Consider the following 24,939-nt stretch of genomic DNA (forward strand, 5'->3'; position numbering starts at 1 on the left):
TCGGAACGATGGAAAACGGCTTCCGGCCCGGCCCAGGAGAGGGCTGGAACCGACGACCGTCGGGCTGGGAATGTACCGACGGCGCGGGTTTGGCCTCAGAACTGCACAGCGCCGTCAATGGCTGCTGTATTCCTTCCGCGGCGGTCACCTCTTAAGTCATCGCACCGCCTCAAGGAGTGTTACGCCCAATCCGCGTGGCCCGAGTCACACCCCATTTACGGCGAACGCGACCAAGAGCGACATCTTTCAACAATTGAGCCGCCGGACCGCGAGGGTCCGGCGACACATGGTTCGTACACCCTGGCCGTACCGCGGTCAGTGCTCGCGCGGCGCCGGCACCACCCGCTCCACCTCGGGGTGAACGACGAGCAATTGACGCATGGCCGCCTCGGCACCCGCCGCGTCGCCGGTCGCGAGGGCGTCGACGATCCGGACGTGGTGACCGAGGGACGCCTCGCCGGGGCGGTCACAGCCGGTGACCGGACCACCCGAGACCTGGAGGGCGGCGGAGACGATGCCGGAGAGATGTTCGAGCATGCGGTTGCCGGCGGCCTGGATCAGCAGGGAATGAAATTCGGCGTCGGCCCGCGAGTAAGTGATCACGTCACCCTGCGCGAGCGCGTGCCCCATGATCTCGATCATGTCACCGAGCCGCTGCTGAAGGTCCTCCCGGCCGTGACCGGCGGCGAGGCGAGCGGCGAGCGGTTCGATCGTCCAGCGGAGCTCACCCAGCTCACGACGCTGGTCGTCGCGCTGCGGACCGAAGGCTCGCCATTCGATGATGTCGGGATCCAGCAGATTCCAGTCGCTGACCGGACGGACCCGGGTACCCACATTGGGCCGGGCGCTGACCAGGCCCTTCGCCTCAAGAACGCGCAGAGACTCACGTACGACGGTGCGGGAGACCTCGAAACGCTGGCCGATCTCCTCCGGCACGAGCGGGCGATCGGCACCCAGATCACCGGAGACGATCATCTGACCGAGCTGCTGAACGAGCTGCCCGTGGAGGCCACGGCCGCGACTGGCCGAACCCCGCCGGCCCGCTCGCCCCAGCTCTGCATCGGTGCCGTCCCACGAACGGATGGCGGCGCGCTCGCCGGCCGGCGCCTCCGTATAGGGGTAGCGGTCGAGTTCACCCGAGCCGGCGAGGCCGGAATCGACGGAGCGGGCGGCGGTCATCATGGTGTGCGCAAGGGTACTCACGCATCCTTTGTCGGCGCGGCTCGCCCGCCCCTTGAGGTCTTTGGTGAAAAGCACACGAAAGGGTGATCGGCGCTCACCCCCCAATTGACGCCTTATCCGTACAAAACGGGCATCCTCAAGGGAATTGCAGGCCTCGTGACCGGGCGGCCACGCTCCGTGATCACCAACCGACCCTGCCGCGAAGGCTGGTGAACACATACGCGCAGATGAGGACCGAGAGCAACAACGCCAGCGCCGCCCCCACGGGGTGCACGACCACGCGCACCCCCGCCATCACCCAGGAGTCCATGCCGTCCGGCCACTGCACCCAAGCCAGTTCGCGGAGCCTGCCGGGGAGTCCGAGTACCGAGTGGCTGGCCGGCTCCGACAGCACTTTTCGGACAAGCGGAACGACGAGAGCGGGCACAGCGAGCACTGCGGCGACTCCGGCGGCGGTCACTCGGAAGATTCCGGCGGCCAGCAGACCCGCCCAGGCGCAGCCCACGTTCAGGCCCACCCAACTCGCTGCGAGAAAAGCTGTATTCGACGGAACGCTGACCAAGTCGCCTCCGTACACGAGACGGAGTGCCTCGGCGGAGGCCGCCACAACGATCAGAGCGAGGAGCAGCGCGACACCCGCGGAGACCGCCAGCTTGGCCAGGAGCAGACCGAGGCGGCGGGGGACGGTGCCGCGGCCCGCCGCAAGCGCGGGGTAGCGGAACTCGTCGCCGAAGGAGAGCGCGCCGAGCAGTCCGGCACCGGCAGCAGCAGGCGGCAGGGGCAGTGCCGTGGGCCAAGCTGCGAGCAGGTTCGGCAGCGGGGCATGGCCGGTGCGGGCGAGAAGGACGGAGAGTCCGACCGAGACGACCAGAACGGCCGCCATGATGAACGTCGTTGTCCTGACGCCGAAGAGACGGCGCAGTTCGTAGCGGAGTGGCCGGTGCGGACCCCGAGCCGGCCGCCGGCGGATCGACGGCGCGTGTTCCGAACCCGGGACGGGCGTTGCCGTTTGCGGCACAGCTTCCGGCTCGGAGGCAGTCGGCTCCGGTTGCGCCCGTGCCGCCTCCGGGCCCGACGCGAGTGACGCCCGCCCCGGCGATGCGGCCTCCGCCTCGGAAGCGATGGCCGTCGCGGGGCCGGTGTCGGCGATCTCGTCGGCGAGTTGGTGAACGGGAACACCGTGACGGAATGCCGTGTCGCCGATCTCCGCACACGTGCTGCCGTACACCGAGAGGCGGCTGCCCGCTTCGGTGACCACCTCAACGGAACGCCGGGCCGCGCGCGCCTCACGGCTCACGACTGCGGCGAGCCGTGCGGCGTGCGGAGTCCGGACAGCGACGCGGGGGCGCAGACGGGTACGCGAGAAATCGATGACGGCCTGGTCGGAGACCAGCCGTCCGGCATCGACGGTGACCACATGGTCGGCAGCGCGCGCCGCCTCCTTGGGGTCACAGGTGGTGTAGAGGACCGTTCCTCCCTGCGCGGCATGGGCACGCAAGAACCCGTGCAACCAAGCTTTCTCGCGTGGCGAGAGCCCCTCTCCGGGATCGTCGAGGATCAGCGCATGGGGGTCTCCGAGCAGCGCCGACGCGAGGCCCAGCCTGCGGTCCATGCCGAGCGAGAGCGCTCCGATGCGCTGGTCGCCGAGCCCGGCGAGGCCGACGGTGTCGAGCAGCTCGTCGGCCCGGGAGGCGGGTACCCCTGCTGCGGCGCTGAGCATGCGGAGCTGGCCACGGACGGTGCGGACGGGATGGCCGGGCACGTCCCCGAGGAGCACTCCCACTTCACGGGCGGGATGCGGGATGCGGTGCAGCGGCCTGCCACGGAAGTAGGTGACACCGCGACCCGCCTCGATTTCGAGCATCAGACGGAGGGCTGTGGTCTTGCCGGAACCGGGGGCGCCGAGGAGTGCCGTGACGCGGCCGGGTCCGGCTTCGAAGGTGAGGTCGTCCACGGCGGGCGGACGGCCGCGGTGGGGGGCGCTGGTGAGTCCGATGGCCTGGAGCATCGCTTCTCTCGCGGGAGGTGAGACCGCTCGGCGGCAGGGCGAATACCGCAGCACGATAACCCGACATATCAGACTTTCAGTGCATCATGAGTCCTGCGGGCGTTCCGCGAGGTCAGACCTCAGGCCTCAGCATCGGCGGGTTGAGCACGGTGGCCGCGCCGGCCCGGAAGAGCTGGGCGGGGCGCCCGCCCTGGCGGGTGGTCGTTCCCCCGGCAGGCACCAGAAAGCCGGGGGTGCCCGTCACCTTGCGATGGAAGTTCCGCGGGTCCAAAACCACCCCCCAGACCGCTTCGTACACCCGACGCAGCTCTCCGACCGTGAACGCAGGAGGACAGAAAGCGGTGGCCAGCGAGGAGTACTCGATCTTGGAACGTGCCCGCTCGACGCCGTCGGCGAGGATCTGCGCATGATCGAAGGCGAGCGGGGCGTGCTGCTCACCCTCGCGGCCGAGACCGCCCTCCGGCCCGAGCAGATCCTCGACGGGTGCCCATCGTGCACTGTTCGCGTCGCCGCCCGCGCGGGGAGCGGGCAGGTCGGGGGCGAGTGCGAGGTGAGCCACGCTGACGACTCGCATCCGGGGGTCGCGCCTGGGGTCGCCATAGGTGGCGAGCTGTTCGAGATGGGCACCGTTGCCGACCGCCGGGGCCACCGGGTCCTGCGCGCACAGTCCGGTCTCCTCGACGAGCTCACGCGCCGCAGCGGCTCCGAGGTCCTCATCGGCTCTGACGAAGCCACCGGGAAGTGCCCACCTGCCCTGGAACGGGGACTCGCCACGGCGAACCACCAGCGCACAGAGCGCATGACGGCGCACGGTGAGCACAACCAGGTCGACGGTGACAGCGAACGGCGGAAAGGTCGACGGGTCGTAGGGCGGCATGCCGTGATCATAGTCGTCTGCCTGACGATAAACACTCCCTTCGTCATGATCTTCATCCAGCCCGGCCCCAGAAAGCTGGTCGGCTCGCCGCCCACGCGATGAGAGTCGTTCTCCGGGGCACGCCACGGCAGCACCCCGTAGGCCGTCGTGTTCCGGTGCGCAGAAGCTGCGCACCGGCGGCTCCCCCTCGTCGCTCTTGTCGGTCTCGTCTGTGCCCGCTCAACTCGATGCCCTGCGCCGCGCCCCCGCTCTCCTGCCCGACACCGGGCGATCGGGATCCATGGTCATCGGCCGCCCCGTGCCCCGCCGTGACCGTGGGCCCGCGGCTCACGGTCACGGCGTCGCGCGACCGCCCTTGGCCGGGCCTGGCCGGGCTGTGCCTTGTTCCGCCTCACCGCCGACGGGCGTACCGTGCGAGGCCGGACGACTCGCTCGGCACGATGATGACCGCGCTCCTTCTGCTCACTGCTCTCCCCGCGCAGGCAGCGGCGCAGAGCCTCCGGATCGAGTCCTTCGTTGCACGCCTGATGGAGCAGTTGAGCGAAGGTGTAGTCGGGGTCCACCCGGAGGGCCAGCCCCAGTGCGACCCGGGCGCCCGGCTCGTCGCCTGTCGACCAGGAGACCCAGCCGGCCAGCGTGAGCGGCGCAGCAGCGTGTTCCTCGTAAGGTCCGACGCAACGGCGTGAGAGCGCCTGCCACAGCCGCAGGGCGGATCGGGCTTCGGGCCCTTCCATCCATTCCGCGGCCTTGTCCCGGGTCTCCCGGTCCTGGAGACCGAGGATCATCGCGGCGGCCTCGTCATTGCTGATCAGCGAGTCGTCCTGGCAATCGGCCGCGGAGGGCGCGGTCGCCGGCGCCTCCCGGAGGCGTTTCATCAGGACGCGCGCGAGCCCGAGGGTCTCGCGAGCCACTTCCTTGCGTCCCTCCTTGTCGAGGATCCTCGGCACCAGTGCAGCGCCGGCCGAGTCGAGGGCCTGCGGTTGCTCTGCCACGGCCGGGGTCTTCAGAGGCGCCAGTCTGGCTTCCATCTCCCTCAGAGATCCCCGGACCTGAATACCCGCGTAAGCGGCGGCGGCCGCCATCACCGAAGTGCCCGGCAGGGACAAGCCGTTGCCCTCGCTCGGGCAACAGCGTGCGTCCGGACAGCAGTAGGACCAGTAGCGTCCGCCGGAGATGCAGAGTGCTTCGAGGACGGGTACATCGAGAGCCCCGCAGGCCGTGCGCAGACGCTGGGCCAACGGCCGCAGTCGCTCCATCGTCTGGCCCGGGGTCTCTCCGTCGGCAGGATCCTGGCAGAGGAATACGACGATCGCATCAGGGTGCTCACCGCGCCGCTCGCTCCCCTTGACCAGGCACTCGGCGAGTTGCTCGGCGACGTGCGGCCATTCCTGCGGCGACTGCGGAATCCCGAGCCTGAGCCGCCCGCCGAAGCGGCCCCGGCCGCCGTGCAGAGCGACCATGACCACGCTGTCGTTCGGATAGAAGCCCATGAGATACGGAAGTGCATCGGCGAGTTCGGCGGGCCCACGCAGAGTGATCCGCTGCTCGTCGGCCGGTCCGGTGGATTCGTGGTGCTTGTTCATGGCATGACCGTCCCGCGGGCAGCAGAAATCCGCGACCCCCTGTGGATAACTTGTCCACAGGGACGCGGGGTCGTTCGCCGTTTGTCGTAGCCATCCGGTTGCATGGGGGGCATGACCAACGCAGATCGCACGCGGACAAGCGCAGAGCGCTCGTTGTCCAGCAGACCGGCTGGGGCAGGGCAGCCGGGGTCGTCCAGTTAGAACGGGGTGGAGCTGGTGTCCTGAAGCGCGTGGGCGGGATCCATGGAGGACTCCTCGGGTGGTGCGTGGAACGGCTGGGCTTGCGGATCCTGCCATCAGACTCCGCCCCCAAAGGAGCGTCAACAGCGTTGACCTAAGATTGCGCGCTCACCCGGATTCGAGGCCGCGGTCAGGTGCCCGGCCGCGATCCGTCCGGCCTGGGCCCCTGGCGGGGCCGAGGGCGAGAGCGCCTGATCCGGTCTCAGCCGGCCTCCCCACCTACCCCGGACAGCCTGGCTTCGACAGCGTCGAGCAGCAGCTCGAGCGCGAACGGATAGCCACTGAGCATCATGTCGGCGGCCAGCAGGCGCACAGTGGCGGCGATGTGGGGGGCAGGCGCTCGCTTCCAGGCGGCCGTAGCGATCCTGCCGCACCTGGAGATCGGCCGCCTGCGCGGGAGCAGACAGGGCAAGCGCGGCCGCGTCCAGGGCCGCAAAGGCGAGCGCCTGGTCCACGAAGGCGTAATAGATCCGCACCGCTTCCCGGTTGGGGAAGCCCGCCGACCGCAGCACGCCGAGGATCATCTCCACGGCCCGGATCTCCTTGTCCCGCCCGGTCGTCCGGTGCGCCGCCAACAAGGCGACCTGCGGGTGCGCCTGGTGCGAGGCATGGACGCACAGACCCAGCTCGCACAGGCCGGTACGCCACTCGCCGGTGGGCTTCCAGCCGGGCTGGGCACGGCCGATGAGCTCGTCGGTGACCGCCAGCAGCAGGTCGTCGGTGTTGCGGGAGTACCAGTAGAGCGCACTGGGGTCGGCGCCCAGTGCGGCTCCCAGCCGCCGGACCGTCAACACATCCGCGCCCATGCTGGCCGGCCAGTCGCAGGACCGTCTCCACAATGCCCCGTTCGGACAGCACTGAGCCCTGCTTCGTCGGCCTTCTGCGCCGTCGCTACGGCTCCGGAACCACACGCTCAGTCATGACTCCGGGCTTATGACAACACGATTGACGTGTGAAAGGGTCAACGGTTTCATGACCTGCCATCCGAGCTCTCCGGCCACCCTCCCCCGAGAAGGCGGCGATCGTTGGTGGTACCAGTGAAGAATGCAAGCACCGCGCCGAGAAGAAGCACCCAGGCGTCCCAGTCCGCGATGCGGAAGTCCATAGGCGTCGTCGACAGCATCGTTCTCGCCGCGTCGAGCACCGCGGCCACCAGCAGTATCGGCATCGGACTCGGTCTGATGGCGAGCATCGTCGGCCTGCACCTACCGGCGATCATGCTGTTGGCCTTCCTGCCCGTGCTCGGCATAGCCGGCGGATACGGGCGGCTCAACCGTGTCGAACCCAACGCCGGCAGCAGCTACAAGTGGGTCGGCAGCATCTTCAGCCCCTGGCTGGGCTTCCTGACCGGATGGGTCAACGTCGTCGGCACCATCGTGTTCATGGCCTACACCACCACGGTGACCGGCTCGGCGATCATCCAGCTCCTCGGACAGGCCACCGTCCACAGCGTTGCCGGCCTCTCCCTCGATCCGGACTCCACCCTCCAGTCCACGCTCCTCGGCATGGCCGTCCTGGTCGCCGCCGCGCTGGTCGCCGTCCGCGGGCTCGACCTCGCGGCGCGTCTCCAGAAGTACCTGCTGATCTTCGAGTACGGCGTGCTGCTCGCCTTCTGCGTCTACGGCCTGTTTGCCGGAGACCAGCCGTTCTCACTCCAGTGGTACAACCCCTTCGACATCCCCTCAGCCGAAGCCCTCGCCCAGGGCATGGTGCTCGCGGTCTTCTGCTACTGGGGTTTCGAGTCGGTCTTCAGCGTCGGTGAAGAGGTCAGTGACCCGCGGGACGCCTCTCGCGGCGGGTTCATCGCCCTGACCGTCATGGTGCTCCTCTTCCTGCTGGCCGGCACCGCCTTCCAGCGGGTCCTGCCGCTGGACGAACTGGCCGACAACGGCGCGCAAGGGCTCGCCTACTTCGGCATGAAGCTCGCCGAGCAGCCGCTGGCCGCACTGCCGCTCATCGCCCTCATGTTCTCCGCGGTAGCGTCGCTGCAGGCCGCAGTCATCCCCACCGCCCGCGGGATGTACGCGATGGGCCGCGACGGCGTCCTCGGCTCCGTCTGGACGCGCCTCCACCCCAGGCACGGGACCCCCGCCGTCGGCACCCTGCTGATCACCGCAATCGCCCTGGTCCTCGCCGCGATGGCGCTGGTCATCCCCACCGTAAATGACTTGATCTTCGCTGCCGTCAACGCGATCGGCATCGTCGTCGCCCTGTACTACGCCCTCACCGCCGTGGCCGCCGCGGTGCGCTTCCGCCACCTGCTGCGCACCTCACCACTGGAGGCCCTGCGCGCGGTCGTCGCACCGGTGCTGGGCGCGCTCGCGCTGCTCGCCACCGGCGTCTACCTCGCCTGGACCTTCTATCGCTCCACCGATCACTTCGAAGTCTCCGCCGACAACGGCTGGTTCGCACTGCTCGTCCCGGTGTTGATGATCGGCTCCGGCCTGCTGGCCGCCGCGTGGGCCCGCTGGCACCGCCGGTCGCCCTATTTCATCCGTACCCGCGACGCCGCCGCTGACAGCGAACCGATCAGCGCCGGCTGACCAGCGCCCTGTCAGCGCGCGGCACGGACCGCCGACCCATCGTTCCCTCCAGCGGCCCGCTCACGGACTGCTGACCCATCAGGAGAACCTCCAAGGCCCCGTGCACACCGGGGACTCCGCCCGCACCCGGGCGAGCGGCCTCACCGTCACCGGGGAGCGGATCTCGGCCGTCGGCCATGACGAGGTACGGGGGCCGATCGGGCCGATGGCCAAGTCTTCCTGCCCGAACAGCGGCTCGACTTCGCCACCGCGGTCGCGGCCTGCACGGCGGGTCCGGCCCACGTCAACGGCACGGATGGGATCCGACCCGCATATCCGAAGGCCACCGCGCACCCACCCGACTCATCCGATTCATCGCAAAGGACCATCACATGACCGACCTGACCGACATCGCCTATCTGCCGGCCACCGAGGCCCTGCGCCGTTTCCGTGACCGCTCCTTGTCACCGGTCGAGCTGATGACCGCGGTCATCGCGCGCGCCGAAGCCGTCGAGCCGAAGGTCAACGCTCTTGCCGAGCGGACCTTCGAGGAGGCGCTCGCCGCCGCCCGCGAGGCCGAAGCGCGGTACGGGGGCAAGGGCGAGGCACCCCGCGCGCTGGAGGGTCTCGCCGTCGCGACGAAGGAGGAGCAACCCATCGCGGGCCGCCGCATCACGGACGGCTCCCTGGCGTACCAGGGCGAGATCGCCGAGCAGACGCACCCGGTGATCGAGCGGGTCCAGGCTGCCGGCGGTATCGTGCACGCCCGGACCACGACCCCGGAGTTCAGTTGCGCGGGGTACACGCAGTCACGGCTGTGGGGCGTCACCCGCAACCCATGGAACCTGGAGTTCACTCCGGGCGGCTCCTCGGGCGGCGCAGGCGCCGCGCTCGCGGCGGGTGAGGCAACGCTCGCGACCGGTTCCGACATCGGCGGCTCGATCCGCATCCCCGCTTCGTACACGGGCACGGTCGGCTTCAAGCCGCCGTACGGGCGCGTGCCGGCGATGACGCCGTTCAACCTCGACACGTACTGCCACGACGGTCCGATGGCGCGCACCGTCGGAGACTGCGCCCTGCTGGAGAACGTCATCGCGGGACCCCACCCGTTGGACGCGGTCTCGCTGCGGCCCCAGCTCGTCCTGCCCGAGCGGTTCGAGGGCGCCGAGGGCCTGCGGGTGGCGCTTTCGGTCACCCTCGGGGACTGGCCGGTCGAACCCGAGGTCGAGGCCAACACCCGCGCGGTCGCGGAGGCGCTGCGCGCGGCCGGAGCCATCGTCGAGGAGGTCGAGGTCCCCATCATGCGGGCGGACGTGATGCGGGCAGCGATGATCCACTTCGGCTCCATCTTCGGCCCTTACATCGCGTCGGTCGCCGCCGCGCACGGCGACCAGCTCACCACGTACGCGCTCGACTTCGCCCGGCGGGCCGCCGAGGCCGTCCGCGAGCCCGGCAGCTTCCTGCAGGGCCTTGAGACCGAGGCTGCGGTGCAGACAACGCTCGGCGCCCTGCTGGACCGCTACGACGTCCTGCTGTGTCCGACGAGCGCCATCCCAGCGCTCAAGGCGGACGACGACTACCTCTCGACCAAGGTGGTGATCAATGGCGTCGAGCTGGACTTCTATCTGGAATCCGCGATGACCACGGTGTTCAACATCGCCAGCCGCTGCCCGGTGCTGAGCGTGCCGTCCGGTTTCGCCTCGACCGGAGTACCGACAGGGGTGCAGGTCGTCGGACGCACCTACGACGACGCCGCGGTGTTCCGCGTCGCAGCAGCCATCGAGGCCGTCCGCCCCTGGAACAGCGTCCCGGTCCTCTGACATGACGTCTGCCACCGGTGCAGGACGCCGACCTGTTGAGGTCACGGGCTCGACCAGGACCGGAGCATCGCCTGAAGCAGCAAGCTGATGAAAGACCGGAAAGGGTCTCCGGCACAGATCGGAGGCCCTTCCGGAAGCACAAGCCGGTAGCGGCGGACGAGTCGGACTGTACGCCGGGTAAAGGCCCGGCCCGAGTGTGGCCCATCGCCGTTCATGGCAACGAGTTGGTGGCATGAACCGAACAGGCGATGTCAGCCCGCTGCGGCGAGGACCAGCGGCAGGATCTCTTCGCTGCCTGCCTGGCGGAGCAGGCGGGCAGCGACTGCGAGGGTCCAGCCGGAGTCGGTGTAGTCGTCCACGAGCAGGACAGGGCCGGGACAGCCGGCCAGGGCACTGGCCAGGTCCGCAGGCATGGTGAAGGCGCCGGACAGCGTTCTGAGGCGTTGGGCGGAGTTGCTGCGGCGTGCCGCGTGCGCGCCGCTCGGCCCGGTGTGCGTCAAGGTCCCCAGGAAGGGCAGGCGGCCGATGGACGCGATTCCTTGAGCAAGAGAGCCGACCAGTTGAGGCCGGGTCAAGGACGGTACAGCGACCACTCCTACCGGCCGGGCAGAGGCATCCGGGACGTTCGGCGCCCAGCCACCCGGGGAACGCGCCCAATCGGCGAGGACCGTCACCGCGGCCCGTAGGACATCGTCGGGGACCTGTCCATCGGGCGCGCTCTCCGCCAGCAGCGGGCGCAGTCGGTTGCCCCAGCCGATGTCCGAGAGCCGGCCCAGGGCACGCCCGGTGGAGCACTGTTCCTTGGCCGGGATGCGCCCCTTGAGGTCGATGCCCAGTGCGGGCATCCCCGTCGGCCACATCCGGCGCGGCTCAACCTCCACCCCGGGGCGGTCCAGTTCCTTCGTCGCGCCCGTCAGCGTCTCCATCGAGACAGAGGCATCGGCCCAGGCGCCCGCGCAGTTGTCGCAGCGGCCACAGGGGGCAGCCCCTTCGTCGTCCAACTGCTGGCGCAGAAACTCCATCCGGCACTGGGATGTGCTCGCATAGTGGCGCATGGCCTGCTGCTCGGCCGCCCGCTGCTTGGCGACCCACGCGTAGCGTTCAGCCTCGTACACCCACTCGGCTCCCGTGGCCGTCCAGCCGCCCTTCACCCGCTTGACCGCGCCGTCGACATCCAGCACCTTCAGCATCGACTCCAGCCGGCTGCGCCGAAGGTCCACCGCCGCCTCCAGGGCGGGCACGGACAGCGGCCGTCCCGCACCGGCGAGGGCCGAGAGTGTCTGACGAACCTGCGCCTCGGGAGGGAAGGCGGTGTCGGCGAAGTATCGCCAGATGGCCTCGTCCTCCTTGCCCGGCAGCAACAGCACATCGGCGTGGGCCACACCGCGGCCTGCACGCCCCACCTGCTGGTAGTAGGCGATCGGCGAGGAGGGCGACCCCATGTGCACCACGAACCCCAGGTCTGGCTTGTCATAGCCCATGCCCAGCGCCGAGGTCGCGACCAGTGCCTTCACTCGGTTCTCCTGCAGGTCGACCTCGGCCTGCAGCCGGTCGGCGTTCTCCGTCTTCCCCGTGTATGAGGCGACGCGGAAGCCGCGCTGCCGCAGAAAAGCCGTGGCCTCCTCGGCCGCGGCGACAGTGAGGGTGTAGATGATCCCCGAGCCCTGCAGGTCGTCCAGATGCTCAGCAAGCCAGGCCAGGCGGTGCGCGGCATCCGGCAGCTGCACCACACCCAGCCGAAGGCTTTCCCTCTCCAGCGGGCCGCGGAGCACCAGGGCCTCGCCGGCACCGGTGCCCAGCTGTTCGGCCACGTCCGCGGTCACGCGCGCGTTGGCGGTCGCCGTCGTGGCGAGCACCGGCACGCCTGCGGGCAGCTCGGCCAGCATCGCCCGCAGCCGCCGGTAGTCGGGCCGGAAGTCGTGACCCCAGTCGGAAATACAGTGCGCCTCGTCGACCACCAGCAGACCAGTCGTGGCCGCAAGCTTTGGCAGCACCTGATCGCGAAAATCCACGGAATTCAGACGTTCCGGGCTCACAAGAAGAACGTCGGTCTCGCCGCGCTCCACCTCTCCGTAGATCGTCTCCCACTCTTCCGGATTGGCCGAGTTGATGGTGCGCGCGTGGATACCGGCCCGCGCCGCCGACTCGACCTGGTTACGCATCAGCGCCAGCAGCGGCGAGATGATCACCGTGGGACCCGAGCCACGACGCCGCAGGAGAGCGGTGGCCACGAAGTACACCGCCGACTTGCCCCAGCCGGTGCGCTGCACCACCAGCGCCCGCCGGCGCTCCTCCACAAGAGCCGCCACCGCCTGCCACTGGTCCTCCCGCAGCTGCGCCGAACCCCCCGGGGCACCGACCAGCTCAGCGAGGATGGCATCCGCTTCAGTACGCAGCTCCAGGTTGTTCATGGCCCCCATGCAACCCGATAGCACTGACAATCAGCGAATCCACCCAGCGTGGCAAAGGGCTTACGAAGGGTGCGCCTACCACGCACGGATCGGCGGCCTTCAGGGCCGAGCGCTCGGCCCTGAACGCCCTCGATCGGCACATTTACGCAGGTCAGAGCTTCAAACCCGCCTGGAGTTCGAATGCCTTCCCAGTCCCGCAGCCCCGAAAGGCTCAACAATCCCGACTTCCGGGACCAGGTCCTGCCCCGCCCCGCCGCCACCGGGCTGCTCGTGGTCGACGAGGCGCACTGAATCTCCGACTGGGGCCACGACTTCCGGCCCGACTACCGACGGCTGCGGACCACGCTCGCCGATCTGTCCGTCCGCGCTCGGCATGGGATTCGAGAAACTCGACCTCGGCTTCGTCGTGCACCTCGGCTCTCCCTCCTCCCCCATCGACTGCTACCAGCAGGTGGACCGCGCGGGCCGGGGCGTCGAGCGCGCCGAGGTACTGCTGCTCCCGGGCAAGGAGGACGAGGCGATCTGGGCGGCGCGGCTGCTGCGCAAGGCCGGTGCGGAGGGGGTGTTTCCGCTGGTCCTCGCCGTTCAGGCGTGACAGGGGCGTCATCCGTCCACGGTTTGGGCAGGGATATCCGTGTCATTCCGGCCGATTTCCATCAGCCGCGCCAATTGCTCGTTGCCGCCTGCCGATACGCCAGGAAGAATTGAACTCGCTCCCCGCACGGTCCTTTCGCGGCCCGGAAGGGCTGTGCCGCGGTGCGCCCCACCCAACCCTGCCCGCACCGTGGGCGCGTATGCGAAGGGAGGATCGTGACCTTCGGATTCGCTCCGTCCGCAGCCACTTCGATGTCGGCGTCCGCGGTGTCCGCCGACTCCGCCAACCGCCTTGCCAGAATGCTCGAACCGGCCGAGTGGGCCGCCGCGGGCATACCGTTGCTGCGCAGCCCGCGCGAGGTGGTCAGCGGCCTGCACACCCGGCACCGGCCGACCCCGCAGACCGCTGTCGTCGCCGTACTCGACCATGAGGAACGCCTCACAGCCAGCGCCTCGTTCGCCCGTCGCTCCGTCTCCGCGGACGGCTGGGAGTTCCGGAACGCACTGCTGGCGCATTTGCGCCGGGTCATCCCGCACGATCTGCGCCGCCGCACCCCCGTCCGCACCGCGGTGCTGCTCTACTGCCGCGAGGGTGACGAGCGGTGGACGGAGGAGGACGGGGCGTGGATGTGGGGTCTGCGGGACGCCTGCACGCTGCACGGCCTGCGGTGCGGCGCGTACATCACGCTGACGCGGGGCGGGTGGCAGGTGCTGGGCGAGGGCCGGGGCGGCCGTCGGCCCAACTCCATATCGACGCCTGCGGCTCTCGCCGACACGGTTGCCGAGCATGATCCGTTCCCGCTGCGCACCGGCGGCGGTGCGGCGGAGGCACTGCGACGTACTGCGGCCCGCTGACCCGGGTCGTGGGCCCGGCCACCCCGTCGGGCAGCCGGGTCACCACGGCCGTGCGCATCGTTCGGCTCAGACGCCGGCGCCGAGCACGGCGTTGATCCGCTGCGGGTCACCGCAGACGACCAGCAAGGCTCCGGCTCGCTCCCTCGCGAGAGGCAGCACACGGGCGGTGGCGTCATCGAGGTCACCGTTGACCGCGACGATCACCACGGGGCGGGCCTTCACCCGGTCCGCGGCCACGGCACCGGCGAAGAAGACGTCGTCGCCCGCGTCGTGCTGGGCCCAGTAGGCGGCTTCTCCGAAGGAGAGTTCGTGCACCGCCCAAGGGTGCTGCTCACCGGTGGTGAGCACCAGGATGTCGCCCGGAGCGCGTCCGGAGTCGAGCAGCAGATCGACGGCCTCGTCGGCGGCGTCGAGCGCACTGCCGACCGAGGCCGGGATCAGCTGGAACTGCGGCGCGGAACGATTCTCCGACCGGGCCGCCTGAGGCTGACCGGAGGTGGGTTGCGGGCGCTGCGCCGGGGGCGCGGGCCTCGCGGGGCCAGGACCCGGACGACCGGGGCGCGGCGTGGCCGCGGAACGCGGGCCGGGTACGGGACGGGGGGTCGGCGCGGTGCGGCCTGCGGCCGGAGTGACGCGGGGACCCTGGGCGCTCTCGTGAATCTGAGGCTCCTCGGGGATGAGAGGCATGGGTGGTTGTCTATCAAACGCCGACGCAGAGGGCGTCGGCGGGTAGGCACAAATGCGCGATCAGAAGTCGAAGCCGAGTTGGCCCCCGCTTTCCAGTGCAGCCGCCTCGGCGGAGATGCGGATCTTCTTCAGGTGCTGCCACCTGGGCAGCGCGTCGAGGTAGGACCACGAGAGGCGGTGCAGGGGCGTGGGCCCCAGCGCCTCCAGGGCGGCCCTGTGCACGGGGGACGGGTAGCCGGCGTTCGCATCGAACGCGAAAGCGGCATACTCCCCCGATTCCGCGCCCAGTTCGGCCATCATCGTGTCCCTGTGGACCTTCGCGATCACCGAGGCGGCCGCGACCGCGATGCAGGACTGGTCGCCCTTGATGACGGTTCGGACCGTCCAGGGCTTTCCCAGGTAGTCGTGTTTGCCGTCGAGGATCACTGCGTCGGGGCGCACGGGCAGCGCTTCGAGGGCGCGTACGGCGGCGAGGCGCAGAGCCGCGGTCATCCCGAGCTCGTCGATCTCCTGCGGGGAGGCGTCACCGAGGCCGTAGGCCGTGACCCAGTCCTGGAGCAGCGGCGCCAGCTCGGCGCGGCGCTTCGGGCTGATCAGCTTGGAGTCGGTGAGTCCGGCGGGGGGCTTGCGCAGGCCGGTGACAGCCGCGCACACGGTGACCGGTCCGGCCCACGCTCCGCGTCCGACCTCGTCGACACCGGCGACGGTCTTGGCACCAGTGGTAGCGCGCAGTGAGCGCTCGACGGTGTGCGTGGGTGGTTCGTACGGCATGGCGCCAGTCAGGGTACGCCGACAGAGACGCCACGAACACCCCGGGGCGCCTGACCGTCGTGCGGCCCGTGGCGTCGCTCCGACGGAACCTCACGGTCCGGCTGCCACCAGTTGCGTTCAGCTGCCGGAAGGCCGAAGCAGTGGAACCATGATCTGATCGATCAATTCGGCGATATACGCATCCGGCCATTCGCTGCCGCACACCTTGCTGCGGTACACCATCATCGCGAGGATCACGTCCAGGGCCGACTCGCTCGTCGCATCGGAACGGACGTCACCCCGCTCGACACCCCGGCTCACGACCTTCCGAAAGAGCTCGGTGGACGGCTGGATCACGCCTTGGAAGATCACGGCCTGGAAGCGTCCGGAGACGCTCGAGTCGCACTCGTGAAGCACGGAAAGCAGGGCGGTTCCGGGCCTGGAGAGCATGGCGTCGCGCAGCCGTCGGCCCAGCTGGTAAAGATCTTCGCGAATGCTGCCGCAGCCGGGTGCCTCACCGATCGCGGGCAACGCCGCCTGCAGCGCCTCCGCCACCAGTCGACCATCGGTCTCTAAAAAACCGAGCTCATCAAGCCGCAGCGGCCCTAGTACTCCAGCTGTAGATCGTGATCATGCTGGGGCTGCGCTCTGGCGGTGGTAGTGGCTTGCTTGGGATCGTGCCTGGTGGCGGCGTCGCCAGTGGGACCAACGGAGCAGGTGTGCCGCGTCGTGGACGGGTTGGGCTACGAGGGTGATGAACAGGCGGGCGATCTCGTTGCAGGTCAGCGGCATCAGGCCGTCAGGGGCGGGCCGGTTGGCGTGTTCGTCGGCGCGAACGACGGCGAGGAAGGCGTGGGCGAGCATGGCGAGGGTGACCCAGCGGGACCAGGACGCGTAACGGCGGACCTGGTGCTCGTCCAGTCCAGCAAGACCCTTCCCGGACTGGAATGTCTCCTCGACCCGCCACCGCGATCCCGCGACTCGCACCAAGGTGGTCAACGGCACCGACTGGGGCGAGTAGCAGCGGTAGTAGGCAAGTTCGCCAGTGGTGCGGTTGCGGCGGATTAGCAACTGGCGGGGGTCGGGCAGGGCAATGACCGCCCAGTCGTAGAAGCGTTGCCCTTTGGCTCCGGCCCCGGCGGACAGCTTTTGCCAGGCCCGTCTGGGGAGCTTCTTGGCCAGGGCCTCTGCTTTGAACTTCCCGCCATGGGTGGTGACTTCGTGACTTCGGGCCACGGCGAGAACATAGCCGGTGGCGCCTTCTTCCAGTGCGGTCCGCAGTTTCGGGTTGCCGCCGTAGACCTCATCGCCGGCCACCCAGGGGGCGCGGTGGCCGGCGTCCAGGAATCGGGCGATCATGCGGGCAGCCTGTTCGGGCTTGGTTGCGAACGCAGTGTCCGGGGCGAGTCCGGCGGCCCGGCAGCGGTCGGGCTGGTCGGTCCACGAGCGTGGGATGTAGAGCTCACGGTCCACCGCAGCGTGTCCGCACCGGCCGGCGTAGACCAGGTAGACGGCGACTTGGGAGTTCTCGATCCGGCCGGCGGTGCCTGTGTACTGGCGCTGAACGCCGACGGTGTGGCTGCCCTTCTTCACGTCGCCGGTCTCGTCGACCACGAGCACCGCCTGGTCGTCGTGCAGGTGCTCGACCACGTAGTCGCGCAGGTCGTCGCGGACCGCGTCGGCGTCCCACTTGGCCCGGTTCAGCAGGTGCTGCATCCCGTCCGGGGTTACCTCCCCAGCCCATTCTGCGATGGTCCAGCAGTTCTTGCGCGGCAGGTCCGAAAGCAGCCCGAGTACCAGCCGTCGTATCCGGCGGCGGGGTTCAACCCGGGTGAACCGGCTCGCTATGCGGTCCATCAGGCCCTCGAACGCATCCTGCCAGCGGGCAGGGCCTACGCTGTGACCTGCGGCCACCGCATGATCGTTTGTCTTCACACACCGATGATCAACGGTGGCCGCACCCATGTCCGCACCGGCAGGAGCGCGATCCAGGGGCTGGAGTTAGGCCGTCCAGCAGTACAGACGGGCATCTCGTCCACCAGCGGTGCGGGCGAGGTTGGCCAGCTCGTCCAGGAGCTCGGTCGCCAACTCCGGGTCGAAGGTCTCGCCTTCCACTGCCCGTTCTCGAACCCACAGCTCGCTGACCTCGGCCAGTCTGGGCTGATCAGCAGTGGCAAGCGCGTCCTGGAGAGGTGCGGACGCAACAAGGACCAGGGGGCCCTCGCCGTCACGGGGGTCGGCCACGACCCGCGGCTCATCAGCAGCAACGAGGTCTTCGAAACGACGACCCGTGAAGGGGCTTTCCCACTCGATCATCGCCTCTTCGATGTCGAAGTTGCCGAAGACCAGAGACTCGAAAACCCCATCGGGCCCGCGCTCCACGACAGCCGCCGCCGCTTCGTCATCCGGTGCAGCGAAGAACTTGATGATGATGCTCACCGGGGCATGGTGCCTGCTCAACACGCCCCGGTCCACCCCCGCCATCCGACGGATCACGATCAGCCGTGCACCCTCGCTCCCCGGCCGAGACAACCGTGATCACGATCTACAGCTGGAGTACTAGCCAGCCCGACGACCGCGGCGAACCTCCGCTCTGTGGAGCACCCGTCCGCTGACGTTGCCGTCAACTACTGCCGTCAGGCGCCCCCGACACACACGAGCGGCCCCACCGGAATAGACCCGGCGGGGCCGTTCGCCTTTCATTTCTGTTCAGCGTCAAGCAGCGGCTGCAACCCCGCGATAGAAATCGGCTGCTTGCTTCAACGCAAAGGCCAATGCTGACAGGCCTTCAGAGTGACGCCAGTCCCGAGTTGCCTCTTCGCAGGCCCTCCACACTCGAACATATTCGTCATCAAGCTCTGACGACTTGATCACGATGTCATCGAACTCGGCATCCGAGAATTTGCGCCTACCGGCATCTAGAAACCGTTCATTCAACTCTTCGCGTGCGACGAGAAGTTCACCCACTCGACGAAGATGCAATCCGCCGACTCTCGGGCTGACGATAATCTCCGCCAAGACCTTGACGTACTCGGACGGCCCACCTGCTTGACTCACCCTCTGTTCATCCTTCCTCGTAGCACGGCCATCCCGCGACGCCCTTCCGGGAGGTTGACCCCACCGGCCCGCAGAATGTCAACACAATAGGTCACACAACTATTGTCCATCCCGTCGTACGCTCCGAGATCCGCATCAATGGTCCTCCCTTGAGCCGCGTGGGCAGCTTCTGCGTTCGGCAAGTCGAAGGTGAGACTCCTCGTGTTAGGTCCGAGGTCTTCGGGGAATGCGTGCGCACCTGTGGTCGGAAGCCCGTTGTACTGGCCCGGCCTGGCGGGAATTCCATTAATTACCTGCTCGGTAATCTGCGATCGACCGTCGGCCATATCGATGCGAATTATGGCGTGTCCGGTAGGACCCATATCCGGGTCGTACGAAACGGTGGCAGTACCACCACAGTTATGAACGAGGACCGGAGCGGTGCCCGCGAGCACATAGTACGTGTGCTACGCGAAGCCTTCGACCTGCTTTTTCGCAGGTCAAGTGCGGTTTGCTGGTCCGGTGACGTGCGTGAGTGTCCGTGGTTGTCCGGGGTTGTTGCCGTCGCTACTGCCGTCAGCCTGTTCAGCCCAGGTACGGCTTCTCGCGCTGTTCCAGGTAGTGCTGGAGCCTGAGTCGTTGGGTGTGGTGCATCGGCAACTGCCCGATCTCTTCCGGCGGTACGAACCGGAGTTCGGTGGACTCGTCGGAGATCTCCAGTTGGCCGCCGGTGATGCGGGCGGTGAAGCAGACGTTGAACTGACGGCGGACCTCGCCGTCGGTGTAGGCGATGATGTGTTTCGGGTCGGTGTAGGTGCCGACCAGGCCGGTGATCTCAACGTCCAGGCCGGTCTCTTCCTTGACTTCGCGGACGGCTGTGCCTGGCAGGGAGTCGGTGAGGTCCATTCCTCCGCCGGGCAGCGCCCACAGGTCGTTGTCGCGGCGGCGCTGGAGGAGGATGCGGCCGTGGTCGTCGGTGACGACGGCGGATGCCGCGACGACCATGCTGTTCGGCTTGGGCGCGTTCGGGTCGTCGTAGTACTCGGTGCGGGCCACGGTCAGCCTTCCTCTCGTACGGGGGTTGCGGTCGCCCACACGGCGTCGAAGCTCTCGGTGTAGGTGTCGAACATGCCGCCTGCTTCGTGTCGGCGAAGATGCCACAAGGGGGCGGCGTACGCGTTGACGCCCCAGACATGTGCGTTGACGAGTTGCTGGTCGTCAGCGCGGTAGAGGGAGTTGTAGAGCGTGGTTTCGTGGGTGCGGACTTCGATGCCCGGGGCGCTGGCGAGGGGTCTGTAGTGCATGAGGGCGAGGCGGCAGCGGGATTCGATGCCGTGGCCGAACCGCTCCTCCTGACCGCGGGCTTGGACGTTGTCGCTGTCGGCGTCCCCGATCGCGATGCGGACGGTGCAGCCTTCGGCGGCGCGTTCGGTGAGGAGTTCGTTCAACCGCGGGTACGCCTCGTGGAGGAAGACGGCCGCGTAGACCAGGATGTCGATCCGTTCCCGCGCCTGGGCCATCAGGTCGGTGAACATCGAGACGGGGATGTCGGCCCGCTGCTCGTAGAGCGCCACCAACTCAGGGCTGATGGCGCGGGCGGGGCGGGCCTGGCGGAGCGCCGGCCAGAGTGCGTGCACGTCTTCTCCCAGGGCCTTGGCCGCCTGGAGGGCGGTGGCACGACGTGGGATACGCCCGAGGTTCACCCAGCGCTCGACCGACTTGGGGTCGACCTCGACCTGCTGAGCGAGTGCGGCGTACGTCCAGCCTCCCGCCGCCATGACGGCTCGTAGTCTCTCGTTCAGCACGAGTCTCCCCCCTCATCTCAGGACGGCACTAGGGACGTTCTACACGGTGCAGGACGTCCCGAAGTGGGGTTTGGTGGAGGTTCCTTCGTCCCGGTGACCGGCGTGAGGATCGGTGCCGACCCTGCGGCACCAACAGGCCCAGGGGCACGCATCAACGCTGCCGAGGAGCGTCACCGTGCCAATGAGCACCACCCCATGTGTTCCCGCCCTGCGACTGGACGTCCGGTCGTGCGCCGCCTCGCCGGGGTGGTCACGATGACGGCCCCCACCCCTGATGCCGACGGGCACACCGTCTCGCCCGATGCCGGCGCCCTGGTGGTCGACCGGCGGAGCGGCAAGGTGGGCGTGGTGATGGGGCATGTGGGGCCGTACGTGCAGCTTCGACCGCCGCGCGGTGGCCTGGAGTGGGACGTGCCACCCGCAGACGTTCGCCCGCCGACTCCGACGGAGGAGTTGAGCGCGAAGGTGGCCGTGGCCAACCGGAGGTGGGGACGGTGACCCCTCGCTCGGTCCTGCGCTACGAGACCTGGACGCTCCAGCCCGACCGCGAGCCGGACGCGGAGCCGGTCCTGTACGCGATGCAGTGCGCCGTGGACCAAGAGACCTCACCGTCAAGCGAGGACTTCGCCGAACCGCAGGACTGGGTGCTGCGGCACTGCGGCCAGAACCCGTCCCACCACACCTACCGGGAGATCATCACCCGCCCCTGGCGGGCCTGGCGGCGAACGTGACCCGCCTCTCTCGACCAGGCGTCGCACCGCGCTGACCCACCCAACTCCCGTCCCTGCCGGGCACGGCCGATCGAGGCTCCCCCTCCTCGTCAGCCCTGGCAGGGGCGGGCCCTTACGTGCGTGCCGTGCCCATGGCCATGAGGTTCTGGCTTCAGCCACAGAAAGTCAGCCACGACGGCGGGCGCGCCGACCGATCACCCGTCACGTGTGTCTCGCTCAACCCCGCACTGGCATCAGCCCAGTTATCTCCATCGTCACGGTCCCAGCCAGGCACAACGGCCGCGTTCCGGACGACAGCTCCGCCGGGGTGTCGACGCCGCACGGTACGAGCTCGCCGGACGGCCTCTCGGGAACCCGGCCGGTCTGCTGCTGAGCGGTCGGACAGCGGAGCTTCCGATTGACAGTCCGGCCTATGCCTCTGGGCCCTGCGCGCCGAGTGGTCGGCGGCCGTCGCCAGCGGGGCGGTAGACAGGAGCGGGCGGCGGTCTCCGACCGCCGGCGCGCGGCGGCCCGCTTCAGCGGGACGCCCTTGATCAAGTAAAGAAACTCTGAACAGCTTGCCCTCCGACCCTTCAGCTGTAGATCAGGGGCCTTGCGGTAGTTCTGGCGGTGTGTGATCTCGGGCCCGTGTCGTGCGCTGCTGTGCTCGGCGGTGCCGGTGGCAGGAGCGGGCAACGGCCTGATGGAGGCGTCGGTAGGCGGACCAGGCCAGGCCGTGGCGGATGCGCTCGTCGCGTTCGGGCAGCGGGGTGAGCAGGAGGATCAGGCGGCGGATCTCGAAGGCGGTGAAGCGTACGGGGACCGGCGGGCTGGTGGGGTCATGACCGGCCCCCTCTCTGACCGCTGCTCGCGGCTGCGGCCGACGGCGGTTGTCCGAAGCGGGTGGAGGCCGGCGGGCCGCTCTCGCGGGCGGTGGCCGCGTCGCAGCCGGCCAGGAACGCGGCTGCGAGCTGGGCGAGAGTGATGTGGCGGTACCAGCCGTGGAAGGAGCGGACCTCGTAATCGGCCAGACCGCACGCGGACTTCGCGAGCTTGATCGCTTCTTCGACCCGCCAGCGTGCCCCGGGCACCAGGACGATCTCCTCCACCGGTGTGTCGGCAGGGCCCCAGCCCAGGTAGTAGTCCCTCTTGCCGGGCTCCCCGGAACGGCGCCGGGCGATGAACCACCGCGCCCATACCTCCCCGTCGGCCAGGTCGCCGGGACCGGGGAGCCTGCGTACCCACCACTGCCAGCTACGGGTGTCCAGCTGCGAGGGGCCTGCCGCCAGTTCGACCCAGTCCTCCTCCCGTGCCACGCGTTCCACCAGGCGCGCGGCGTGCCGCCACCCCGGCCGCGCCATCACCGGCGTGTTCGCCTGGATGTTCACCACGTACGGCAGCCGACGCTCCTCCAGAAAGGACCGGAATGCCTGCTCACGCCCGTACACCTCGTCGGCAGCCACCCACACGGCCCCTGCGCCACCGGGCAGGTCGGGCAGCGCGCGAGCGATCATGGCCTCCGCCAGCCGCGGCTTCGTCAGGAAGCCGCGCTCCGGCGGCACGTGCGCCGCCCGGCAGCGCTCCGGAGCGTCGGTCCACTCCTTGGGCAGGTACAGCTCCCGGTCGATCAGGGTCTGCCCGGCACCGGTGGCCCACGCGGCCATCACCCCGACCTGGCAGGGGAAGACCCCGCCGAGCGCGCCGGAGTACTGCCTGGCCACCCCGGCCGAAGCCTTGCCGCGCTTGGCGAAGCCGGTCTCGTCCACGACCAGCACTCCCGCCCCGCCCGGCCCCGCACCCACCCCGTCGTCCGCCAGCTGGGCGACGGCGTAGCGGCGGGTGAAGTCCCGCACCCCATCCACATCCCAGCGCGCCCGGTCCAGCAAGTGCTGCTGATTCCACGGCGCCCGGTCCCCGGCATACTCCGCAAGCTGCCAGCCGTTCTTGCGCGAGGCCGGGCCCAGCAGCCCCCGGATGCACGCCTCCCCGCGCCACTGCGTCTCCACCCGCCCGAAAAACCGGCCGACCCCCACCAGTAGATCGTCCAGCCGCCCGGCCCACTCCTCCACCCACTCCCGGTCCGAGACCTCGAACGGGACCTCCAGCAACTCCGCCTTCATACACGGCAGTTACCCCCGGAAGGAGAGCACTGAACTACCGCAGCCATCATGATCTACAGCTGAAGGGTCAGACTCCGGTTCCAGCGCGCCGTCCGCGAAGACGAGCTGCCCCGCAACGTCGCCCGGAACGTCAAGACCACCGGACTCCGGCCAAGGCGTTTCCAGCCCCTTACCGCAGCCGAGGTGCGCCGATTCCTCGACGCGGCCCGCAGCGACCGGTTCCACGCGTTGTACGAACTCGCCCGGCGCACCGAACTCCGCAACGGCGAACTCCTCGGCCTCCACTGGGAAGACCTCGACCTCAACGCAGGCACCGCCACCATCCGCCGCTCCCTCCAGCGCACCCGAACCGGCGGCCTCACCCACCTTCCCACCAAGACCCGGGCGTCCGAACGCCGTATCGTGCTCCCGACCGAATGCATCCACTCGCTCAAGAAGCGCAAGGAACAGCAGGGCAAGGAGCGCGAGACCGCAGGGTCAGCCTGGAGAGACAGCAGCCTCGTCTTCGCCACCCCGACCGGCGGCCCTCTCGACCCAGCCAACCTCACCCGCTGCTTCGGCCGACTCCTCGACCGGGCCGGACTCCGCCGCATCCGACGGCACTCGACCGCCACCCTCCTCCTGGAGCAAGGCGTCGACCTCATCGTGATCAAGGAACTCCTCGGCCACGCCCACATCGGCCTCACCGCCACCGTCTACGCCCACGTAAGGCTCCGCCTCCAGCACGACGCCATCAACGCGCTCGGCACAGTCCTCAACAGTCCGGAGAACGCCGAGACGGTCAGCTCGGACGGCCATGAACCGCCACCCCGCACACTCCTCGTCCGCTGACGTTGCCGTCAACTACTGCCGTCACCCCACGCAGAAGCCCCGCCAGAAGGTCACTGGGCGGGACTTCTGTTTGCTCGTGTACAGGTACCGTGCACGAACTCGTTCGCCGCAGCAGGGGTGATGGCCTGCCGATGGAGTCGGTGGCCGATTTAAACGTGCGAGCCAGTCGAGACCTCGGCCCGACCGCGGCGACGGAGATGCCTCAGCTCAGCACTCGTCGTCGGGGTCGCGTTAAATCCACTGGACGGTGGTGTCGACGTCCAGATATTCAAGGGACGCCAGGTCGATCCCCGCAATGCGCACAGCGGAATAACCAGACCTGTTCAGCCATGGTGAAGCGGGATCGACCGCTGGCCCCACGGACGCGAGCAGAGAATCGCTCATGAACGTGCGATAACCAGGATCCGGCCACTTCCAGCCGCCGAAACCGACCTCCTGCATCGGATCGAGAATCGAGGGCAGCGCCTCGTCCGGCACCTGATCACCCAACCGCCGGAAGTCTGCTGCCATGAGCGTTCCAATGACGGTCGCATGCTTAAGGAATTCAGTAAGGGACTCCGGAACGCGATCCAAGTTTCCGCCCGGAATTCCCTCAAATACCACACCTGGGTCATCCGCACCAAAAGTCCAGATCCAGTCACCAGTTGCGTCTTTCATGAAGACGAACCGCCCCTGATCCATATGGATCTTGGAAGGCTCGACCATTCGGTTTCCCCCACGCTCCAACTTCGTCCAGCGGGAGGCGAGCCCATGCCACTCCTGGAGTGGCTGAGGAAGCCAGAGAGCCTCGGTCGACATGGGCTGAACGTCGGATTGCGGTGCGCCGTGCCATCGGGTCAGGAATTCAACGAGATCGATATCAGATGGATTGATCACCTCGCGATTATGTCATGACCTCGAGGGCAGGA

20 protein-coding genes and 3 pseudogenes are annotated in these 24,939 nt (G+C 68.8%); 7 read left to right on the plus strand and 16 right to left on the minus strand.

All coding sequences use genetic code 11. The features are described from left to right. Nucleotides 1–315 precede the first annotated feature (315 nt). From AB0915_RS00355 to AB0915_RS00375, 5 genes and pseudogenes are all read right to left on the minus strand, one after another. Complete coding sequence (locus tag AB0915_RS00355; protein WP_366138294.1) at nt 316–1,203, minus strand: FadR/GntR family transcriptional regulator; 888 nt, start codon at nt 1,201–1,203, stop codon at nt 316–318. Nucleotides 1,204–1,363: 160 nt separating this feature from the next. After that, the gene (locus tag AB0915_RS00360) at nt 1,364–3,190 is read right to left on the minus strand and encodes an ATP-binding cassette domain-containing protein (protein WP_366688938.1); all 1,827 of its coding nucleotides are present in this window, start codon (nt 3,188–3,190) and stop codon (nt 1,364–1,366) included. Nucleotides 3,191–3,302: 112 nt separating this feature from the next. Beyond that, nucleotides 3,303–4,067, minus strand: a complete 765-nt coding sequence (locus tag AB0915_RS00365) for an NUDIX domain-containing protein (RefSeq protein WP_366688939.1) — start codon at nt 4,065–4,067, stop codon at nt 3,303–3,305. A gap of 284 nt (nt 4,068–4,351) precedes the next feature. Next, nucleotides 4,352–5,650, minus strand: coding sequence for a DUF4192 domain-containing protein (locus tag AB0915_RS00370; protein ID WP_366688940.1), 1,299 nt, complete (start codon nt 5,648–5,650; stop codon nt 4,352–4,354). A 442-nt stretch (nt 5,651–6,092) separates the two neighbouring features. After that, nucleotides 6,093–6,811, minus strand: a pseudogene (locus tag AB0915_RS00375) (helix-turn-helix domain-containing protein). Between the two features lie 170 nt (nt 6,812–6,981). Here AB0915_RS00375 and AB0915_RS00380 point away from each other — a divergent pair. After that, on the plus strand, nt 6,982–8,433 hold the full coding sequence (locus AB0915_RS00380) for an APC family permease (RefSeq protein ID WP_366689012.1): 1,452 nt from the start codon (nt 6,982–6,984) through the stop codon (nt 8,431–8,433). A gap of 371 nt (nt 8,434–8,804) precedes the next feature. Then, nucleotides 8,805–10,232, plus strand: coding sequence for an amidase (locus AB0915_RS00385; protein ID WP_366688941.1), 1,428 nt, complete (start codon nt 8,805–8,807; stop codon nt 10,230–10,232). 251 nt (nt 10,233–10,483) lie between these two features. Here the strand turns inward: AB0915_RS00385 and AB0915_RS00390 are convergent, their stop codons facing one another. Next, complete coding sequence (locus AB0915_RS00390; RefSeq protein ID WP_366688942.1) at nt 10,484–12,643, minus strand: RecQ family ATP-dependent DNA helicase; 2,160 nt, start codon at nt 12,641–12,643, stop codon at nt 10,484–10,486. Between the two features lie 198 nt (nt 12,644–12,841). Between AB0915_RS00390 and AB0915_RS00395 the strand changes: the two are divergent. Together AB0915_RS00395 and AB0915_RS00400 are read left to right on the plus strand one after the other, a co-directional pair. Beyond that, nucleotides 12,842–13,169: pseudogene (locus tag AB0915_RS00395) on the plus strand (hypothetical protein); the annotation flags it as partial. Nucleotides 13,170–13,453: 284 nt separating this feature from the next. Then, the gene (locus AB0915_RS00400) at nt 13,454–14,092 is read left to right on the plus strand and encodes a hypothetical protein (protein ID WP_366688943.1); all 639 of its coding nucleotides are present in this window, start codon (nt 13,454–13,456) and stop codon (nt 14,090–14,092) included. A gap of 66 nt (nt 14,093–14,158) precedes the next feature. Here the strand turns inward: AB0915_RS00400 and AB0915_RS00405 are convergent, their stop codons facing one another. The 8 genes from AB0915_RS00405 to AB0915_RS00440 form a co-directional block, all read right to left on the minus strand. Further along, nucleotides 14,159–14,779: a hypothetical protein gene (locus tag AB0915_RS00405; protein ID WP_366688944.1), complete on the minus strand. Its 621-nt coding sequence runs from the start codon at nt 14,777–14,779 to the stop codon at nt 14,159–14,161. 60 nt (nt 14,780–14,839) lie between these two features. Beyond that, nucleotides 14,840–15,550: a ribonuclease HII gene (locus tag AB0915_RS00410; protein ID WP_366688945.1), complete on the minus strand. Its 711-nt coding sequence runs from the start codon at nt 15,548–15,550 to the stop codon at nt 14,840–14,842. Between the two features lie 117 nt (nt 15,551–15,667). Continuing rightward, complete coding sequence (locus AB0915_RS00415) at nt 15,668–16,084, minus strand: TetR-like C-terminal domain-containing protein (protein WP_366688946.1); 417 nt, start codon at nt 16,082–16,084, stop codon at nt 15,668–15,670. Between the two features lie 75 nt (nt 16,085–16,159). Continuing rightward, on the minus strand, nt 16,160–17,386 hold the full coding sequence (locus AB0915_RS00420) for an IS701 family transposase (protein WP_366689013.1): 1,227 nt from the start codon (nt 17,384–17,386) through the stop codon (nt 16,160–16,162). A 144-nt stretch (nt 17,387–17,530) separates the two neighbouring features. After that, nucleotides 17,531–17,968 (minus strand): hypothetical protein, encoded by a 438-nt coding sequence (locus AB0915_RS00425; RefSeq protein ID WP_366688947.1) that lies wholly within the window; start codon nt 17,966–17,968, stop codon nt 17,531–17,533. 276 nt (nt 17,969–18,244) lie between these two features. Then, on the minus strand, nt 18,245–18,586 hold the full coding sequence (locus AB0915_RS00430; RefSeq protein WP_366688948.1) for a hypothetical protein: 342 nt from the start codon (nt 18,584–18,586) through the stop codon (nt 18,245–18,247). Between the two features lie 564 nt (nt 18,587–19,150). Beyond that, nucleotides 19,151–19,621 (minus strand): NUDIX domain-containing protein, encoded by a 471-nt coding sequence (locus tag AB0915_RS00435; protein WP_366688949.1) that lies wholly within the window; start codon nt 19,619–19,621, stop codon nt 19,151–19,153. Nucleotides 19,622–19,623: 2 nt separating this feature from the next. Further along, entirely contained in the window at nt 19,624–20,343 is a 720-nt protein-coding gene (locus AB0915_RS00440) for an XRE family transcriptional regulator (RefSeq protein WP_366689014.1), read from the minus strand. A 273-nt stretch (nt 20,344–20,616) separates the two neighbouring features. Between AB0915_RS00440 and AB0915_RS00445 the strand changes: the two genes are divergently transcribed. After that, nucleotides 20,617–20,868: a hypothetical protein gene (locus AB0915_RS00445; protein ID WP_366689015.1), complete on the plus strand. Its 252-nt coding sequence runs from the start codon at nt 20,617–20,619 to the stop codon at nt 20,866–20,868. Further along, nucleotides 20,856–21,101 (plus strand): hypothetical protein, encoded by a 246-nt coding sequence (locus AB0915_RS00450; protein WP_366688950.1) that lies wholly within the window; start codon nt 20,856–20,858, stop codon nt 21,099–21,101. The genes AB0915_RS00445 and AB0915_RS00450 overlap by 13 nt, the downstream gene beginning before the upstream one ends. Nucleotides 21,102–21,919: 818 nt before the next feature. On the opposite strand, the gene AB0915_RS00455 is transcribed toward AB0915_RS00450, so the two are convergent. Further along, on the minus strand, nt 21,920–23,200 hold the full coding sequence (locus tag AB0915_RS00455; RefSeq protein ID WP_366688951.1) for an IS701 family transposase: 1,281 nt from the start codon (nt 23,198–23,200) through the stop codon (nt 21,920–21,922). Nucleotides 23,201–23,281: 81 nt separating this feature from the next. On the opposite strand from AB0915_RS00455, the pseudogene AB0915_RS00460 reads away from it, so the two are divergent. Further along, nucleotides 23,282–24,031: pseudogene (locus AB0915_RS00460) on the plus strand (site-specific integrase); the annotation flags it as partial. Between the two features lie 231 nt (nt 24,032–24,262). On the opposite strand, the gene AB0915_RS00465 reads toward AB0915_RS00460, so the two are convergent. Next, complete coding sequence (locus AB0915_RS00465) at nt 24,263–24,907, minus strand: hypothetical protein (RefSeq protein ID WP_366688952.1); 645 nt, start codon at nt 24,905–24,907, stop codon at nt 24,263–24,265. Nucleotides 24,908–24,939: the final 32 nt, after the last annotated feature.

The organism is Streptomyces sp. NPDC048411 (assembly GCF_040704695.1).
In the GTDB taxonomy this organism is placed as follows: Bacteria; Actinomycetota; Actinomycetes; order Streptomycetales; family Streptomycetaceae; genus Streptomyces.

What these genes read in the sequence shown, in the direction of transcription:
- AB0915_RS00380 (WP_366689012.1), top strand. Translation starts at nt 6,982, where the DNA reads ATGCGGAAGTCCATAGGCGTCGTCGACAGCATCGTTCTCGCCGCGTCG.
- AB0915_RS00360 (WP_366688938.1), bottom strand. Translation starts at nt 3,190, where the DNA reads ATGCTCCAGGCCATCGGACTCACCAGCGCCCCCCACCGCGGCCGTCCG.
- AB0915_RS00370 (WP_366688940.1), bottom strand. Translation starts at nt 5,650, where the DNA reads ATGAACAAGCACCACGAATCCACCGGACCGGCCGACGAGCAGCGGATC.
- AB0915_RS00410 (WP_366688945.1), bottom strand. Translation starts at nt 15,550, where the DNA reads ATGCCGTACGAACCACCCACGCACACCGTCGAGCGCTCACTGCGCGCT.
- AB0915_RS00405 (WP_366688944.1), bottom strand. Translation starts at nt 14,779, where the DNA reads ATGCCTCTCATCCCCGAGGAGCCTCAGATTCACGAGAGCGCCCAGGGT.
- AB0915_RS00365 (WP_366688939.1), bottom strand. Translation starts at nt 4,067, where the DNA reads ATGCCGCCCTACGACCCGTCGACCTTTCCGCCGTTCGCTGTCACCGTC.
- AB0915_RS00455 (WP_366688951.1), bottom strand. Translation starts at nt 23,200, where the DNA reads ATGAAGGCGGAGTTGCTGGAGGTCCCGTTCGAGGTCTCGGACCGGGAG.
- AB0915_RS00390 (WP_366688942.1), bottom strand. Translation starts at nt 12,643, where the DNA reads ATGAACAACCTGGAGCTGCGTACTGAAGCGGATGCCATCCTCGCTGAG.
- AB0915_RS00385 (WP_366688941.1), top strand. Translation starts at nt 8,805, where the DNA reads ATGACCGACCTGACCGACATCGCCTATCTGCCGGCCACCGAGGCCCTG.
- AB0915_RS00440 (WP_366689014.1), bottom strand. Translation starts at nt 20,343, where the DNA reads ATGGCGGCGGGAGGCTGGACGTACGCCGCACTCGCTCAGCAGGTCGAG.
- AB0915_RS00420 (WP_366689013.1), bottom strand. Translation starts at nt 17,386, where the DNA reads ATGGACCGCATAGCGAGCCGGTTCACCCGGGTTGAACCCCGCCGCCGG.